General features: G+C 71.5%; 15 protein-coding genes. 1 reads left to right on the top strand and 14 read right to left on the bottom strand.

Annotated elements, in window-relative coordinates; all coding sequences use genetic code 11:
• From ABZS37_RS31225 to ABZS37_RS31170, 12 genes are all read right to left on the bottom strand, one after another.
• Positions 1-1,950: an SUMF1/EgtB/PvdO family nonheme iron enzyme gene (locus tag ABZS37_RS31225; RefSeq protein ID WP_355174939.1), complete on the bottom strand. Its 1,950-nt coding sequence runs from the start codon at positions 1,948-1,950 to the stop codon at positions 1-3.
• Positions 1,947-2,885: a ribokinase gene (locus tag ABZS37_RS31220; RefSeq protein WP_355174937.1), complete on the bottom strand. Its 939-nt coding sequence runs from the start codon at positions 2,883-2,885 to the stop codon at positions 1,947-1,949. Before ABZS37_RS31220 ends, ABZS37_RS31225 begins: the two co-directional genes overlap by 4 nt.
• Before the next feature lie 31 nt (positions 2,886-2,916).
• On the bottom strand, positions 2,917-4,269 hold the full coding sequence (locus ABZS37_RS31215; RefSeq protein ID WP_355174935.1) for an ADP-ribosylglycohydrolase family protein: 1,353 nt from the start codon (positions 4,267-4,269) through the stop codon (positions 2,917-2,919).
• Positions 4,266-5,450 (bottom strand): ADP-ribosylglycohydrolase family protein, encoded by a 1,185-nt coding sequence (locus tag ABZS37_RS31210; protein WP_355174933.1) that lies wholly within the window; start codon positions 5,448-5,450, stop codon positions 4,266-4,268. Before ABZS37_RS31210 ends, ABZS37_RS31215 begins: the two co-directional genes overlap by 4 nt.
• 2 nt (positions 5,451-5,452) lie before the next feature.
• On the bottom strand, positions 5,453-6,742 hold the full coding sequence (locus ABZS37_RS31205) for a sugar ABC transporter substrate-binding protein (RefSeq protein WP_355174931.1): 1,290 nt from the start codon (positions 6,740-6,742) through the stop codon (positions 5,453-5,455).
• A gap of 35 nt (positions 6,743-6,777) precedes the next feature.
• Entirely contained in the window at positions 6,778-7,617 is an 840-nt protein-coding gene (locus tag ABZS37_RS31200) for a carbohydrate ABC transporter permease (protein ID WP_355174929.1), read from the bottom strand.
• A gap of 1 nt (position 7,618) precedes the next feature.
• Positions 7,619-8,554 (bottom strand): sugar ABC transporter permease, encoded by a 936-nt coding sequence (locus tag ABZS37_RS31195; protein ID WP_355174927.1) that lies wholly within the window; start codon positions 8,552-8,554, stop codon positions 7,619-7,621.
• A complete protein-coding gene (locus tag ABZS37_RS31190) occupies positions 8,551-9,642 on the bottom strand; it encodes a LacI family DNA-binding transcriptional regulator (protein WP_355174925.1) in 1,092 nt (363 codons plus the stop codon). The genes ABZS37_RS31195 and ABZS37_RS31190 overlap by 4 nt, the downstream gene beginning before the upstream one ends.
• A gap of 251 nt (positions 9,643-9,893) precedes the next feature.
• Positions 9,894-10,100, bottom strand: a complete 207-nt coding sequence (locus ABZS37_RS31185; protein ID WP_355174923.1) for a hypothetical protein — start codon at positions 10,098-10,100, stop codon at positions 9,894-9,896.
• Positions 10,101-10,380: 280 nt separating this feature from the next.
• On the bottom strand, positions 10,381-11,760 hold the full coding sequence (locus ABZS37_RS31180) for a hypothetical protein (RefSeq protein WP_355174921.1): 1,380 nt from the start codon (positions 11,758-11,760) through the stop codon (positions 10,381-10,383).
• A 97-nt stretch (positions 11,761-11,857) separates the two neighbouring features.
• Positions 11,858-12,046, bottom strand: coding sequence for a hypothetical protein (locus tag ABZS37_RS31175; RefSeq protein WP_355174919.1), 189 nt, complete (start codon positions 12,044-12,046; stop codon positions 11,858-11,860).
• A 241-nt stretch (positions 12,047-12,287) separates the two neighbouring features.
• Complete coding sequence (locus ABZS37_RS31170; protein WP_355174917.1) at positions 12,288-12,956, bottom strand: MCE family protein; 669 nt, start codon at positions 12,954-12,956, stop codon at positions 12,288-12,290.
• Between ABZS37_RS31170 and ABZS37_RS31165 the strand changes: the two genes are divergently transcribed.
• Complete coding sequence (locus ABZS37_RS31165; RefSeq protein WP_355174915.1) at positions 12,913-13,389, top strand: hypothetical protein; 477 nt, start codon at positions 12,913-12,915, stop codon at positions 13,387-13,389. The genes ABZS37_RS31170 and ABZS37_RS31165 overlap by 44 nt on opposite strands.
• A 508-nt stretch (positions 13,390-13,897) precedes the next feature.
• Here the strand turns inward: ABZS37_RS31165 and ABZS37_RS31160 are convergent.
• Positions 13,898-15,850, bottom strand: a complete 1,953-nt coding sequence (locus ABZS37_RS31160; protein ID WP_355174913.1) for a beta-propeller domain-containing protein — start codon at positions 15,848-15,850, stop codon at positions 13,898-13,900.
• Between the two features lie 146 nt (positions 15,851-15,996).
• The gene (locus ABZS37_RS31155) at positions 15,997-16,446 is read right to left on the bottom strand and encodes a VOC family protein (RefSeq protein WP_355174911.1); all 450 of its coding nucleotides are present in this window, start codon (positions 16,444-16,446) and stop codon (positions 15,997-15,999) included.
• Positions 16,447-17,052 lie beyond the last annotated feature (606 nt).

Raw genomic sequence — 17,052 nt, 5'->3', positions numbered from 1 at the left:
TCACTCCTTGGGGGTCGGTAGGTCGGCCGCGCAGCGGAAGCCGACCTGATCGGATCGGGTGAGCCCGGCGCCGGTCAGCAGCAGCTTCACCGAGACGTCCGCGGGCTGCGGGCCGCCGTCGAGGTACCAGTCGGAGCCGTCCGCCCGGTGGTCCGCGCCACCCTTGAGGATGGCGAACCGGGTGCGCCCGTCGGAGTGCTCGCTCTCGGTCAGGTTCCACACCAGCGGTTCCCGGCGGACGAGCAGCCCCGCCTCGGCGGCCACCTGCCACTCGTCCTCGGTGGGCAGCCGCAGCCCGGCCCACGTCGCGTACGCCCGGGCGTCGGCCAACTCCACCCCGGTCACCGGGGCGTCGGCCGCCCCGCGCCCCGCGGTGAACCGCTCGGGACGCACCGGCCGGTAGTCGGTGGCGCGCAGGAACTCGGCGTACTCCCCGTGGGTGACCTCGTGGTCGGCGATGGCGAACCGTTCGAGCCGGACGCTGCGGCGCAGCGTGCCGGTGTGGTGCAGCCGGGGCGGCAGTGGCTTCCACTCGTCGACGTAGGGCGCCTCGCCGTACAGCCCGGTCTCCCGCACCCGGTGCCGGACCACCAGGTCCCGGCGGCCGGCCTCGACGGCGGTCATGCCTCGCGGTAGCTGCGGCCGGGGCGCCCACGGGGTCCGGACGCGCACCGCGGCGCGGGCCGGGAAGGACGGGTCACCGGTGGGCGGCTCGTGCCGCTGGACGGCGGCGCCGGTCACCACCACGGCGGCGATGGAGCCGGCCGGCAGCGGCCCGCCCACCGCCAGCCGGCCGTCGGTGGTCTCGGTGACGGTCAGCTCGGCGCCGGTGACCAGGTCGACGAAGCGTCGGCCGGCCCGGGCCTCGGTGACCAGCCACGGTCCGTCGTGGTCCGCGCCCCGGTTCACCACCGTCCACAGTGGTTCGTTGTTGTGCGTCCAGCGGGACGCGTACACCTGGCCCGTGCCGGGGTGGTCGGCGAGCGGGACCCAGTCCTCGGCGCGCAACCACGCCGCATGGCTGGCCTGCACTCGGCGCATCGCCCGCAGCACCGCCCGGTCCCGGTCGTTCCAGCCGACCCAGGCGCCGAAGACGCTCTCCCACACCAGCACCCCCACGCCGTTCAGCCAGGCGGAGTGCAACTCGTCGAGGTGGTCGCGGTGCCAGCGGCGGGTGTGGTGCAGCACGTGCCGCCGCTCGAACCACTTCGCCCGCAGCACGCCGGGCACCTCGGAGTCGGCGAACCACTGCGCCCAGGACATCGCGTGGTCGGCGATCCTGGCCAGCGGGACCCTGCTCTCGCCTTCGAGGACCATGCCGGGGCGGACGGCGTCCAGCGCGGCCCGCAGCTCTCCAACGCCCTCCTTGAGGGTGTCCAGGAAGACTCCGTCGACGCCGAGCTTGCCGGCCAGCGCCGCGACCTCCTCGGCGTCGCTGCCCGGCTCGCGGCGGGTGCCGGTGTCCCACGGGTTGTAGTCGATGAAGACCCGCACCCCGCGCTCCTGGAACGCCCGCACCACCTCGGGCAGCTCCGGCACGTCCCGATACCAGTCGAACTGGTTACGGTCGTCCAAGCCGATCACCGGGTACGCGTGCCAGAGCACCACCCCGTCGAAGCCGCCGAAATCCTGCCCGGCCGCGTCGAGGAACTCGTCGACGGTGAAGACGCCGCGCTCGTGGTCGTAGAGCGCCTCGTCCCAGAGCCACGCCAGGCAGACGCTGAAGCAGTCGCCAGCGATCTCGTCGTAGTGCGTGCCCGTGTAGCCGAGCCGGGCCCTGGCATCGGCCCGCCAGCGGGTGAGTTGCTCCCGCCAGGCCGGCCAGTCGGCCAGGTCGGTCGGTGTGGCGAAGATCTTCGCCTCGTCCAGGGCGGTCAGGTCGGCGTGCCCGCCGAGTGGCACCTCCGTCGGCCGGTCGATCGGGCGCGGGACGTACGGGTTGAAGCTCACGGGGTACCTCGGTAGGTCGCGTCGTGGAGGGCGTCGATGGCGGACCGCTCGGGCAGGGCGGTGGACGCCCCGGGACGCTGAGCGCAGGCCGCGCCGGCAGCGCACGCCCAGCGCAGGCTCGCCGTGACGGTGTCTTCGGTGCTGGCCCCGCCGCGCTCGGCCCAGCCCACGGCGAGCGCGCCGGTGAAGGCGTCACCCGCCGCGGTGGTGTCCACCGCGTCGATGCGCGGGGCCGGGACCGTCAGGCGCAGACCGCGCCGGTCGGCGTACGCGGCACCGCGCGCGCCGCGGGTCAGCACCACCCGAGGCACCAGCTCCAGCAGGGCGTCGAGCAGCACCGGTGGGTCGTCGGAGAAGACCCCGGCCACGACCGCCGCCTCGTGTTCGTTGACCACCAACACGTCGACCAGGTCGAGCAGCTCCGTCGGCAGCACGGCGGCCGGCGCGGCGTTCAACACGACGGTGGTGCCCTCCGCCCGGGCCCAGTCGGCCGCCCGGACCACGGCGGCCAGCGGCACCTCCAGTTGGAGCAGCAGCACGTCCGCCGCGGCGATCGTCGCCCGGTCGTCGGCGTCCAGCTCGGTCAACGTGCCGTTGGCGCCGGGTGCGACCACGATGAAGTTCTCCGCGTCCCGGTCGACGGCGATCAGTGCGATGCCGGAGGGACCGGCGACGGTCCGCAGGCCGCGAACGTCGACCCCCGCGCCGACCAGGCTCGTTCGCATCTGCGTACCGAACTCGTCGTCGCCGACCGCGCCCACGAAGTCGCAGGCGGCACCGGCCCGTGCGGCGGCGACCGCCTGGTTGGCGCCCTTGCCGCCGGGCACGGTCCGGAAGTTCTCGCCCAGCACCGTCTCGCCGGGGCGGGGCAGCCGCGATGCCGTCACCACCAGGTCCAGGTTGCTGCTTCCCACCACCGCAACGCGCGCGCTCATGCCGCGCTCCTTTCCGTACACCGGTGCTGGTTCACGAACCGCTCCCCGGCTGGGCCAGGGCCTGGGTCCGCTCGGCCAGCTCGTCGAAGCCGATCCCGTCGAAGCCGGCGATGCTGCTGGCCAGGCGGTTATGCAGCGGGGCGACCCACCGCGTCGGCAGCCCGGACGCCCCGGTGAGCGCACCGGTGACCGCGCCGACCGTCGCGCCGGTCGAATCGGTGTCCCAGCCGCCGCTGACCACCGCGGTGATGGACCGCTCCAGGTCGCCGCGGCCGTACGCCAGCGCGGCGGCCACCAGCGCGGCGTTGTTGCGCACATGCACCCAGTGCAGGTGGCCGTGCCGGACGTACAGCTCGTCGACCACGCGTTCCCAGTCGTCGGTCCCCGCGCCGAGTGCGCGGGCCTCGCGGACCGTGGCCGCGAACCGACTGCGCGGCGGCAGCACCGCCTCGCCGGCGTCCAGCACCTCGTCCACGCTCGCGGCGACCGGCGCGGCGGCGGCCAGGGCGGCGGCCCAGATCGCGCCGTGCACCCCGCCCCGGACGTGGCTGACGGTGGCGTCCCGCCAGGCCAGCTCAGCGGCCCGGTCCGGACGGCCGGGGTTGACCCAGCCGTACACGTCGGTGCGGATCTGCGCGCCGATCCACTCCCGGAACGGGTTGTGCCGACGGGCGCTCTGCGGTGGAGCGAACCCGAGCAACAGGTTCCGGTACGCCACCCGTTCGGCGGTGAAGACCCGCCCGCCGGGCAGCCAGTCCAGCCACGCCTGCGCCACGTCGGCGCTGGTGAAGTCCCGCCCGTGCGTCTCCAGCACCCGCAGGGCCAGCAGCGCGTAGTTCAGGTCGTCGTCCTCGGGCATGCCGTCGATGTTCTCGGCGAGGCTGGTCGGCGCGCTGCGCCGGTTCCACGGCCAGCGGTCGGCGACCTCGGCCGGCAGCCCCTTCGCGGTGAACCAGTCACGCAGCGGCCACCGGTCGGTCGCCGTGAGGATCTCCCGGATCCCCTCCCGGGGGATCTTCTCCACCGGCTTGCCGAGCAGGCAGCCGACCGCCCGGCCGAGCCACGCGCCGTGCAGCCGGTCGTGCGTCACCTCCGTCGGCAGCGACCAGGTCGTCGGCCAATCGGCCCGGAGCACGGTCAGGTCGTCCGGCTCGTCGTCGGCGGCGACGGCGGGCAGCGCGTCGGCGGCGTCCAACAGCTCCGCCGCGAGCGCCCGCAGCGCCGGCGACGCCGGGGCCGGCGACGCCCCACTGACCGGCGGGGTCAGGTCCCCGCCGGCCGCCGACCACCGCCGGGCGAGCGCCGCGACGTCGCGGCCCTCGTCCCGGCTGGCCGCCAACTCGTGCGGCAGCAGGTCCTCCGGTTGAACCCAGGTGATCCTCACCGGGTCGACTCCCCGTCCGATGCGTCCGCCACGGCCCGACCTCCGCCACCAGCCAGCCCGGCGAAACGCTCCGCCCGCCGGGCGAACCGGGCCTGGTCCCGCTCGAAGACCTCGCTGGCCACGGCCGCGAGGACCCGGGCCGGCTCCACCAGGTCGGTCTTGGAGGCGGTGGCGACCACCTCGGACCACTGCGCCGGCACCGCCGCGGCACCGCCAAGCGCCCCGGCGATGGCAGCGGCCATGGTGGCGGTGGAGTCGGCGTCCCGGCCGTAGTTGACCGCACCGAGCACCGCCGGGCGGAACTCACCGCCGGCCACCACGAGCATGCCGATGGCCACCGGCAGCTCCTCGATGGCGTGCAGCCGGCTGGGCCGCCGCGCGCCGAGCCCGGGGCTCCGGTACTCCTCCCCCACCGTGTCGTAGGGGGCGACCGCGGCGCGCAGCGCCGGAATCGCCTGCTTCCAGTCGTGGTGGCTCCGGGCCTCCTTGACCACCACGTCGATGGCCGCCCGGGTGCCGTCTCGGGCCAGGCCCAGCGCCGCCGTGACGACGTCCTCGACGCCCGCGCCGGGGGTCGCCGCTGCGGCGACCGCGGCCGCGAAGACGGCAGCGGCCTCCCGCCCGTAGCTGTGCTGGTGCGCCCCGGCGATCTCCACCGCCTCGGCGTACGCCCCGGCCGGATCGCCCGCGTTGACGATGCCGACCGGGGCCATGTACATGGCCGCACCACAGTTGACGATGTTGCCGACCCCGGCCTCGCGCGGGTCCGCGTGAGCGTGGTGCAGGCGGGTGACCAGCCACCGCTCGGCGGCCGCGAGCCGGTGGAAGGTCACCCCGTCCCGCTCCAGGTCGGGGATGTAGACCACCCGCTCGATCAGATCGGGGACCAGCAGCTCCACCACGTCGTACGCGTCGAGGTGGTCGCGTTTGGCCGCGTAGGCGCGGACCAGGGCGTGGGTCATCAACGTGTCGTCGGTGATGTGCCCGTCGCCCTTGTGGTACGGCGCGAGCGGTCGCGCGGTGGCCCAGTCGGCGTGGTACGGGGGCACGATGCCCTCGACCCAGCCGCCGAACCGCGCACGGATCTGCTCCGGTAGTGCCGTCTCGGTGGCGCCGCCCAGGGCGTCTCCGACCGCGGCGCCGACCAGGCAGCCGACCGATGTGTCGAGCAAGAGTGACATGTCTACCTCAGAACCTGCTTGCCACCGTCGACCAGCTGCGTACCGAGCTGATCGAGGGTGATCTTGTTGGCGAAGTACTGCTGGAGAGCCGGGGTGGCGTACTTGGTCTTCCACTCCGGGTAGCCGTCGGCCTGCTGGAACGGGGCGACGGTCAGGTCCGCGGCGCTGTCCGCGGCGACGTCCCAGCCCTGCTTGCCGGCGGTGAGCTTGACCAGGTCCTCGTTGGCCTGCTTGCCGGTCGGAACCAGCCAGTCACCCTTGGCCAGAGCGGCCATGTTGGTCGGGTTCAGGAAGTACTCGAGGAACTGCGCGGCCTGCTTCTTGTGCTTGGAGTCCTCGGAGACCGACAGCGTCTGCGGGTTGGCCGCCTGCTTGGTGGAGAGCCCCTTGACCGGCGGCAGGGTGACCCACTCGAAGCCGGCCGGCGCCTGCTCGACCATCTGCTGACGCAGCGACACCGAGCCGGGCAGCATCGCGTACTTTCCGCCGAAGAAGCCGGGCAGGGTGTCGGCGCCGCTCATGCCGAGCGCCTCCGGGGACGCCGACTTCGCGGTGTAGATCATGTCGTGGATCCGCTTCGGAACCTCCTTCTCCGCGTCACCGACCCGGACCTCGGTGCGCCCGCCCTCGGTGTAGAAGAACTTCCCGTCGTAGTTGAGCGCCAGGTTGAGCACCCGGTTGGTCGGCGACTTCAACGCCCAGGCCACGCCGTACTGGCCGGGCTTGGTGAGCTTCTGCGCGTTGCCCTGGAACTCGTCCCAGGTCCAGCCGCCGTCGGCCGGCGGCACCGCCACGCCGGCGGCGTCGAGCAGCTTCTTGTTGGCGATGACGACCTGCGACTCCAACAGGAACGGCACGCCGGCGACCTTGCCGTCGACGGTGGCCGTGTCCCAGATGCCCTGATCGATCTGGCCCTTCAGGTCGCCGGAGACCAGCCCGGAGAGGTCGGCCAGGTAGCCCTGCTTGCTGAACTCGCCGATCGCGGACGCCTCGTAGTGCACGATGTCCGGTGCGTCGCCGCCCTCGAAGGACGTCAGCAACTGATCGTGCACCGAGTTCCAGTCACCCTGGACGTACTCGACCTGGATGTCGGGGTGCTCGGCGTTCCACTTGGCGACGAGGTCCTTGTTGACCTGCAGCGACTCCTTCTGCCAGGCGAGGCTGAGGAAGCGCAGTTTGACCGGGCCGGACGTGGCCTCGTCGCCGCCGTCACCGCACGCGGCGAGCGCGCCGAGGCCGACGACCGCGACCGCGGTGGCCGCGGCCAGTCGACGAAATCGGGTACGGAGCATGGGGGGTACCTCCTTGGTGGTGGTTGGGGGACGGTTCAGCCCTTGACCGCGCCGGCGAGCGACCCGGACGAGAGCCTGCGTTGCATGAACGCGAAGAAGATCAGGCTGGGCAGCGTGGCCAGCAGCGAGCCGGCGGCCAGCGGCCCGAGTCGGGCGGTGCCCTCGATGCCGACGAACCGGGCCAACGCGACCGGCAGGGTGGCCAGGTCCGGGGTCTTGATCAGCACCAGCGCGAAGAAGAACTCGTTCCAGGCCGAGATGAAGGAGAACAGCGCGGTCGCGACCAGGCCGGGGGCGAGCAGCGGGAAGACCACCCGCCGCAGGATCTGCACCCGGCTCGCGCCGTCCACCGAGGCGGCCTCCTCCAGCTCCCGGGGGATGTTGCGGACGAAGCCCTGCAACATCCAGAGCGCGAATGGCAGCGCCCACACCACGTAGATCAGCACCAGCCCGGCGTGCGTGTTGGCCAGGCCGACCTGCCGCAGCACCAGGAAGATCGGGATGATCAGCAGCACGAACGGGAAGAGCTGGGACAGCAGCACCCAGCCCAGCGCCGCGGTGCCGAGCTTGGAGCGGAACCGGGCCAGCGCGTACGAGGCCGGCATGGCGACCAGCACGGTCAGTACCGCCGAGGCGAGCGAGACCTGGAGGCTGTTCAGCGCCGCCCGGCCCAGTTCCTGCTCGGTGAAGGCCTGGACGAAGTTCTGCACCGTCGGGTTGTCCGGGATCAACGTCGGGTGCAGTCGCACCAGCTCCCGCGGTGGCTTGAACGCCGTCGAGAGCAGCCAGAGCAGCGGGAACCCAAGGAAGATCAGATAGCCGGCGAGCGCCAGGTACTGCAGCACCCGTCCGATACGGCTCGGCTTTCCGAACATGTCAGTTCGCCTCCCTCAGCCGGCGCCGGAGATAGACGGCGAGCAGCGCGATGATGAGCACGACCATCACGTTGCCGAGCGCCGCCGCGTAGCCGTAGTTGCCGTAGCGGAACGCCTCCTCGTAGGCGAAGAGCATCGGCAGCATCGTCTTGCCGCCCGGCCCGCCCGCGGTCAGCACGTAGACCAGGCCGAACGAGTTGAAGTTCCAGATGAAGTCCAGCGACGTGATCGCCACGATCACCGGGGCCAGGGCGGGCAGCGTGACGTGCCGGAACCGGTGCCAGGTGCTGGCCCCGTCCACCGCCGCCGCCTCGTGCAGTTCGCGGCCCACCCCCTGCAGACCGGCGAGCAGAACGACGGTGGTCTGCGGCATGCCGGCCCAGACCCCGACGATGATCACGGCGGGCAGTGCGGTGCTGAAGTCGCCGAGCCAGTTGGTCCGCAGCCCGTCGGCGCCAATCTGGTGGAAGAACTCGTTGATCAGCCCGGCGTCCGGGTGGTAGACGAGCTTCCAGAGGATGCCGACCACGACGGGCGGCATGGCCCACGGCACCACGGCCAGCACCCGGGCCACGCCTCGGAACCGCAGCTGCTGGTTGAGCAGCAGGGCCAGCCCGAGGGCGAGCAGGAACTGGAGCACGGTCACCCCGAACGCCCAGAGCAGCCCGATCTTGAACGAGTTCCAGAACAGCTCGTCGCCGAGGAGTTCCCGGTAGTTGGCCAGACCGGTGAAGCTCACCTCGACGTTGCGCCCGGCCCGGGCGTCGGTGAAGCCGAGGTAGATGCCGCGCAGCAGTGGGAACACCGACAGCACCAGGATCGGCAGCAGCGATGGCAGCAGTAGCAGGTAGATGGTGGTGCGGTCGGAGCGGAACCGGTTCGGCCGACGGGCCGGCTCGGCCCGCTCGACGTCCGGCTGCTCGGCCAGCGTGGTCATGCTGTCACCCCTTCGCTGGACGGGTGGGTGGTCGGTGGGCCATCCGGCCAGGGGACCGGCAGCGTCGCGCCACTGGACGCGCGGACGGCGAGGCTCGGTGGCACCTGCTCGCGCCGGGGCGGCAGGGTCGGGTCGGCGATGCGTTGCAGGAGCAGTTCTGCGGCCCGGCGACCGCGCTCGGCCGAGCCGAGCGAGACGCTGGAGAGCTGGGGAAACATCATCCGGGCCAGCTCGGTGTCGTCCATGCCGACCAGGGCGACGTCCTGCGGCACCCGGCGTCCGGCAGCCAGTAGGGCGTGCAACGCGCCGACCGCGATCAGGTCGTTGGCACAGAACAGGGCGTCCGGGTCGGTGCGGGCGAGCAGCCGCTCGGTGGCGGTCCGGCCGGCGGCGTACTGGAAGTCGCCGACCTCGATCAGGTCCTCGTCGAGCTGGATGCCGTGCCGGAGCAGGGCGGCCCGGAAGCCGGCGTCACGCGCGATGCCCGGGACGGTGTCGAGCGGGCCGTTGACGAAGCCGATCCGGCGGCGGCCGGTGGCGACGAGGTGATCCACGGCCAGCGCCACACCGTGCCGGGAATCGGTACGCACGTTGTCCACCGCGGCGTCCGCGTCGAGTTGGCCGACCACCACCACCGGCACCGGGCTGTCCACGAGCGCGGTCAGGTGGTCGTCGGTGACCCGGATCGGCGAGACGATCATCCCGTCCACGTAGCGGTTGGCCAGCCGGCGCAGCAGGGCGGTCTCGTTGTCGATCCGCCCGCCGGTGGCGTGCACCAGCAGCTGCCGCCCGGAGGAGGCGACCACGGACTCGATGGCGCGCATCATCTCCACGTAGACCGGGTTGCCGATGTCCTCGACGGCGAGCGCGACCAGGCCGGTGCGCTGGGACTGCAGCGACCGGGCGATCGCGTTCGGCACGTAGCCCACCTCGGCCGCCGCGGCGCGCACCTTGCGGACCGTCTCCGGGCTGCCGCCGATCCCGTTGAGCACCCGCGAGGCGGACGCGATGGAGACACCGGCCCGGGCGGCGACCGTGTGCACCGTGGGCCGGCCGTCCGCCGATTCCTGTAAACGTTTACGACCCACGTCCGGCACCTCCACCCGATAGCTGTAAACGTTTCCGGGAGTTTGCGCCGCCTGCGGCGGCGAGGTCAAGGGCTCGTTACGAAAACGTTTCCAACAGTGGACGGCCCGACAGCGAGAGCGCCCCCGCGACCCGGCCACCGGGATCTGAGTCGCCGGCCATGACTGGCGACGACGATGGCGCCCGGACCGGTGCCCAGGGTCTCCTCCAGCTCCGCACAGAGCGGACGATCAGCTCACGACGCTGCCCGGCCTCAGCCCGCGCCCATGCTCGACGAGCTGTTGTCCGACGAGTTGCCCTGCCTCGACGTGTACCGGCCCGCCCGCCGCCCAGCCCGCGCACGGCGTCCCAACACACTGGTGATCGTCAGCAGCACCGTGGCGAAGAGGTAGATGGCGATCCCGGCCAGGATCAACGCGGTGGTGACGGCCGCCACGACCGGCGAGAACCCAACGTCCACTTCATCCGGGCATTCCTCGTGTCGTGGACTCCGGTTCTCGCCCCCGCACCGCCCCGGGTCGAACGTCGTGGACGCGCGTGTGGCCGACGGTATCGCCCGGGTGACGTATCGGCGGCGTGAAAAACCGGCGCGTCGGCTCTAGAGTGCGTGAAGATCCTTGCCCGGGTCGACCGGGCTGAGATCTGCTGGACGGCGTCGGGGTGAAGGACCACCCCGAGCGAGGTGAGAAGGACGACGGGAACCCTCTCCCGGAGTGCGGGGGGGGTGTGCGACAGGGGGGTCACCTGGTCCGCCGGCGGAGCCGCCGGACCCACCCGAGCGGCCTCCGCCGCGCCCTGCCCGGGGTCCGAGTGACTGCCCGGCTCACCCGGTCCGCCTTGAGGCCGGCGCGTCCGAGCAGCCGGATCAGGAGCCAGCAGAACACCGCCAGCGTGCCGAACAAGGCGGCCGTCACGATCCGCCAGGGCATGCTCTCGACCTGCATCATCTCCGGCAGGAGCGCGGCGACGCCGGCAACCGCGGTGACCGAGAACAGCCACTGGAGCCGCTGCTGGAACAGCGCCGTCTGCAACCCGAAGAGCTGGCCCAGATTGCTGCGGAGCAGTTCCAGGCGCTGCCGGGCGGCCTGTAGGTGCCGGGACACCCGCAGCCCGTCGATGAGGAACGTGGCCACCGCGATCCGCACCGGATCCCGGTACATCAGGTCCACGTTGCCGACCTCGGCCAGCCCTCGAGCGAGTTGCAGTTGCACCCGCGCGAGGTGGGTGATGCGCGCACCCAGTGAGTGCCCCGGCCCGACCAACTCGTCGCGGTCGTTCGGATCCACCCCCACCCAAAGTTGACAGAAGAACCACTGGGCGTGGATCTGCCCGTACATGTCCTGCACCAGCCGTACCGCCGCGGTACCACCGTCGACCCCGTCGTGCAGGACGGCCACCGTGGACCAGCCGGTGGTGCGCACCATGAGGCCGCGTAGGCGCAGCGGCCCGTCGTCCGCAGCCGCACCCGGGGTCACCGGCAGGGCGGAGAGCCGCAGCAGCGACTCGACGATCGGCGCGTTCTCATGCTGCTCGGGGCCGCGCAGCACGAAGAACTGCCGCATGTTCTGGAACGGGTAGCGGCGTTCCCGTGGCTCGAACCCGGCCGAGTCCCGAAGGATCCCGCGGATCGCCTCGACGTAGGCCGCGACCGTCAGCCCACCCGCCTCGAAGCTCTCGGCCTCGACCGTGCTCAGGTGTCTGGCCAGGTTCGGCGGGAAGGTGTCCAGGTCGCGCAGGTGCCGGAAGTAGTCGACGGTGTTCTCGCGGATCAGGTCGTCATAGAACCGGCAGATGTCCTCGGTGCTGACCGCTGGCTCGGGTGCGGCGAACCGTAGGTCCACCGAGATCACCCCCAGCGCCGGGTAGATCACGACCTGGGTGCTGGTGGCCCACGTGGTGCGGCCGATCCGTACCGCCGAGGTGCCGAGGGAGAGCTGCAGCACCGGAGGATGGGTGGCGAGGTACGAGATGTTGTATGCCCTGGTCTCCTCGTGCTCGACCACGTCGACCGTGATGGTGCCCAACCCCGCCAGCAACGGAATGGCCGGCTCCACGTCCTGCACCGTGCCACCGAGGTCGAACTTGATGGGTACGTAGATGTGGTCGATATCGAGGCTCACGCATTCATTGTGGCTGCCGGGATCAACCTTTTACCGCCCCGGCACAGGTGGTGCCAACTACCGGTGCATACCTAACTGATCTCTCACCCGGAGAGCGTCAGATGGCCGCCGCCTTGGCCACCTTCCACTCCCCGTCGACCGGAACCAGTGTGAGCACCACGCGGTTCTGGTCGACCTTCTCCCCGGCCGTGTTCACGTTGCGCCGGTACTGGTTGAGGTACACGAGCAGCTCGACCCGTTCGGCGGTCGCGGTCACCACGCCCGTCGCGGACACCTCCGCCGCCACGACCGCCTGCTGCCTGGCTGCGGTCTGAACGGCAGGACGCACTGCGCCGCCAGGACCGTGCCGGCGGGCAGTTCGGTCCCGACGGGAAAGACCGTGCCCGGTGGCACGAGGCCCTTCGGCAGGATCAGCCCGCCGATGGGCACCTTCGAGCCGGGCTTGAGCAGGACGCAGCCCTCCGGCAGCAGACAGTCCTTCGGCGGCGTCCAGGTCGCGGGAAAGTTGAGCGGGTCGGGCAGGCACTTCAGGATCGGCAGGTCGGGCAGCGGGCGGGACCCGCCGCCGGGCCGCGGCACGGTCGACGCGGCGCCACCGGCCGCCCGGTGCCCCGCCGGGGGGTGGCACCCTTTGCCGGCGTGCGCGGACGGGCCGGCGCGGCGGGGGCAGCGGCGACCAGGTTCGCCAGGATCGACGCCGAGTCGAGGTCGGCGGTGATGGAGAGGTTGACGAAGTCGCCGACGATCGCGCCGGTGACGTTCGGTGGGAACAGGTAGGACAGGATGAAGCCCAGCGACGTCGGCAGGTCGTCCCCGGCACGTGTCAGCTGCTCCAGGATCGGTTGCAGCGCCCGTACGTCGCCCAGCGTGTCGTCGCGGCTCCGATCGACCACCCGGGTGCCGACATCGCCCAACTGGTCCAGTGCGGTCAGCGCCCGGGTCAGTTGGGCGCGCTGCTCGGCCAGCACGGTCAGGCCCGGGGCCAGGGAGTCCACGGCATCGCCGAGCACCTGCTTCTGACGATCGAGCCGGCCGCTGAGCCGGTCCAGGGCGTTGAGGGCGCGGACCAGGTCGGCCTTCTGCTTGTCCAGCCCGACGATGAACGTGTCCAGCTGGTCCAGCGCGTCCCGGACGCCCGGCTCCCGTCCGAAGGTGCTCCATCCCGAGCGGGCGGAGGTGCTCGGCGTCGAACACACCAGCGGCCTCGCCCGCGAGGCCGTCGCGGCCGGACGGTACGAGGAGGCCCGGCAGCTGATCGACCAGGCCCGGGGGGACCTGGGCCGGATCACCGACCCCGCCGACAGCACCCGCCTGCGCGCCGACATCGATGCCGTCCTGCGGGACCTGGCCGCGCTCGCGTGCCCCGGCTGGCCCCGCTGCGCGACGTCCCCGGCGGCCCCGACGCCGTCGCCCGCGGTGTCGACGGCCGCCGCCCCCGAGCCCTCCGGCGCCCCGGGACCGAGCAGGACGGCTCCAGCGCCACGGCCTCCCGCGCCGGCACCCTCGCCGACGTCCATCGCCAACCCGTCGCTGCCCCGACTGCCGCTGCCGTCGGCGCCGCTCCCGTCGGTGTTGCCGTCGCTACCCGAACTGCCACTGCCGCTGCCGACCGGCGTTCTGCTCGGCTGACCGAACCACTGTCCGTTTTGGACCCGGGCATGGCACCGCTCCACCCATGTCGGGGGGTCCGTCGTGTTCCTCGGTCAGCCCTGCTGCTCGTCCAGGAAGGCGAGGGTGGCGTAGACGGCCACCGTGCTCCGGTAGGTGTAGAAGACGTCACCTCGGACGGTAACGGCGCGGACGGCCCTGCCCGAACGCAAGGCCCTCGTCGCTGCCGCCATTGCCTTCGTCGGCGTTTAGGCCCCGGTCACGTCGCGTGCTTTCGCCAATCGGACCGCGTCAGCCTTGCGGACGATTACCGTACGTATACGTGACCGGCTTTTGGTTTACCCCGGGTGCCGACGGCGAGCGCGAGGTACGAGACCTTCGCGCCGAGATCCTCCACGGCGTTCACGTTACCCGCCGCCTGATCACCATGGGCCCGATCACTCGTAGTCGATGCGGACGCCAGGCGGTGCCCGGCGGGCAACCGCCGCGCCCACCCCACGGCGGGCCACCCCGGACACCACAATCCCGGTCACGCCGTACGCAGCCAGCCGAGGGTCTTCATCGTGGAGAAGCTGGCCGCCTTGAGGCCAGCGTCGGAGACGGTCCAGAGCACTCCGTCGACCACCAGTGACCGGCGGATCGGCGTCAGATCCTCGGGACGCCCCGTGCCCAGCGTGTGGTCGACCGTGCCGACCTCGGTGAACCCGCCGTCGCCGACCCGCAGAGCAACAGCCACGTTGCTCGGCAGGCCCGTGCCGTGGACGGTCAGTGGGACCACGACCAGGCGTTCTGCCGGCCAGTAGAGGAACGCATGCGGGTCGAACTCTGCCTCGGAGTGCCCCTGCTTGACGTGATACTGGGCGATCCGGGTCGGCTTGGCCGGATCGGAGACGTCGAAGAGTGAGAGCTGGGTGCCCTGGACACGGCCCTGGTCGGACGCCTCCTGCCCGACGCCGAGCAGCCGTCCTTCGCCCGCCGGGTGCAGGTACGCCGAATACCCGTTGATTTTCAGTTCGCCGCTCACCTTCGGCGCCCCCGGATCACGCAGATCGACGGTGTAGAGCGGGTCGGTCTGCCGGAAGGTGACGACGTACCCGGTGCCGCCGACGAACCGTACCGCGAATATCCGTTCCCCCTTGCCCAGTCCGGTGACCCTGCCGACCTGGGTCAGCGCCGTGCCGTCGGCGCGCAGGACGTACACGCTGGACGTCGAGTTCGGCTTGTCGCCCCAGGTACGGCCACTGGTGGTGGCCACTCTCAAATGCCCGTCCCACTCGGACATGGCGTACTGGTTGATCAGCCAGCCCGGCACGGAGGCGGCGGCGACGTACCGCGGGGCACCCGCGCCCGAGATGTCGAACTGATAGATCTCGGTGGTCTCGTCCCTGGGATCGGGTGCGATGTTCCGCGTGGTCAGCATCGGCAGCACCCGCCAGCGCTGGTCGTTGGCGACGTACAGCCGGGGTCCGTTGCTGTAGACGGTGTCGCCGTCGGCGATCACAGTGACCGGGGCGCCAGCGCCGAGGGTAACCACGCCGAGGTCGAAGCTGAGCACGGTCACCAGCGACGTGCCGGAGTAGGCGGCCGGCCGGCTCACCCGTTCGCAGCCGACCCGTCCCGCGCTGGTTCGCCCGCCGGAGGTGACCTCGTACCGGGGCAGCCAGTCGTCGGCGGTGGCGTTGTCGATGATCTCGCGGTTGGCGGCAGTGCGCTGCTCATCGGTGGCCCGTTCCCGGTACGGGAAGTTCAGCCGGGGCGCGGAGCGGACCACGACCCGGACAGTGGTGCCCACCTGGCGGGCGTCCACCAGATTGCCGTCGATCCGGTATTCGCCGATGATCTTCGGCTCGCCGGACAAGTCGACCATGATCAGCCGGGGGCCGACGATGCCGTCCGGCATCGGGGCGTCTGCGACGCGCCCGCCTCCCTCGGGGACGGCCGTTGTCGCCATCCCGGCCCACCCGTCGCGGCGCAGCACCAGCGCACGGTCACCGTGCAGCAGCAGGCCGTCTTCGGCCCCGCCGAACTGATCGGCACCCGGTGCCAACTCCAGCTCTCCGGTCAGCCGGCGGGTGGCCGGGTCGACCACGTACAGCTTGCCGTGCTGCACGGTGACAATCCGCTTGCCGTCGGTCTTGACCAGGTCCGGTTCATCGGCCCCAACCTCGTGCGTGTTGGTGCCCGAGTAGCCCTTGGGCGCCGCATCCGCCGGCCCCGCTGCGACGGGCGCCCCAGCCTGTTCGGCGCGGCCGAAGGTACGGATGTCCCCGTTCGGCCCGAACCCCCAGGGCCCGACGTATGCCTTGGCAGCCGTCTTCAGCTGCCGCAGCGCCTCCGGGCAGGAGTCGAACGCGACGAGCCGGAACCCGCCGGCCGGCACTACCCGGTCACGTGGCGACACGGGGGCCGGTTCCGCCGTGCAGCCGGTGACCAGCGCCAGGCCCGCGACCAGGGCCAGCCCCATGACGCGAGCTGGAGTCATGACTCGGGGGACGCCGGTGATGGCCGTTGGATGGGGTACGTGGGCGCTGCTACGCGTCATGCCCCCTACGACGTGACTGCCCCGGGCTGGGTTCCCAGCATCAGACCCCGCGCCAAGTTGTCGACCTGGGTGCGGGTGTCGGTAGCTCAGGCGGAGGCGGCGCGACCCATCTCGGCGAGGATTCCGGTGCCCTGACCGAGCTCGATCAGGTAGCCGTCCGGGTCGCGCAGGTAGCACCGGATCTCGACGCCATGATCCTTGGGCTCGGTCAGGAACTCCCCACCCCGTGACCGCCACTGCTCGTAGACGGCTCGGACGTCGGTGACCCGGATGTTCATGGCGCTGCTGAGCGTCCGCGAATCCGGCGGCGCCTGCGCCTGCACACCCGGCTTGTCGTCAGTCGGGCCACCTTCGTCGTTGATCACGATGTAGCTGTTGTGGAACCGCAGGATCGCCGGCTGGCGTTCCCGCACCACTGTCGCTCCCAGCACCCGCCGGTAGAACTCCCGTGAGCGGTCCACATCCCGCACGATCAGCAGGTGCGTCAGCACCAGCCCAGCCTCGGGCTGGAAGTAGTCGGGTGCCTCGCTCGCCATCACGCCTCCCCCGGGTCCGTTCGGCTGGGCGTACCCGCGTGCGGCGCCGGCACACCCATCGGCTCGACGACGCCCGGCCACAACGAGTCACCGTGTCGGGTGTCGGCTGTAACCGTCGGGCTTGACGGTCGCGATCGCCTCGCCGATGCCCGTCAGGGTCGCCCACGTGCCGCAGACGGGGCGCCGGACCCCAGTTTCGGCCCCCGTTGGTGACTGCAACCATCAGCATGGCCGGCTGCTCGCGCCCGCACTCAACGGCGGTAAGGAGTCAACGCCAATCAGGTATTTGCATCTATCTAATGATCGACTACGGTGATCGGGACTCAAGGCAGCCCCCTTACACAGCGTGATTACCGTGTCTGCTGGGCACGGGCAAGCACCGAAGTGACACTGGGAGATGTGCCTCGAGTTCCGACGCCTCACAAAGCTCATCCGGTCAGCGACAAGCCTCTTCTCACGACGCCACAATTTAGCACCCGCCGGGGAAGAAGCACCTCCTCCGGCGCATCCGCTGCGGGCCCGGGCGCTGTTCCGGGCCGGCGGTCAGGACGACGAGGCGATGGCGGAGCTGACCGCGCTGCGCCCGTTCCTGCTCGTGCAGCCCGA

Source organism: Micromonospora sp. NPDC005413 (assembly GCF_040606435.1).
Classification (GTDB): domain Bacteria; phylum Actinomycetota; class Actinomycetes; order Mycobacteriales; family Micromonosporaceae; genus Micromonospora.
This window is presented reverse-complemented; position numbering and strand designations above follow the sequence as displayed.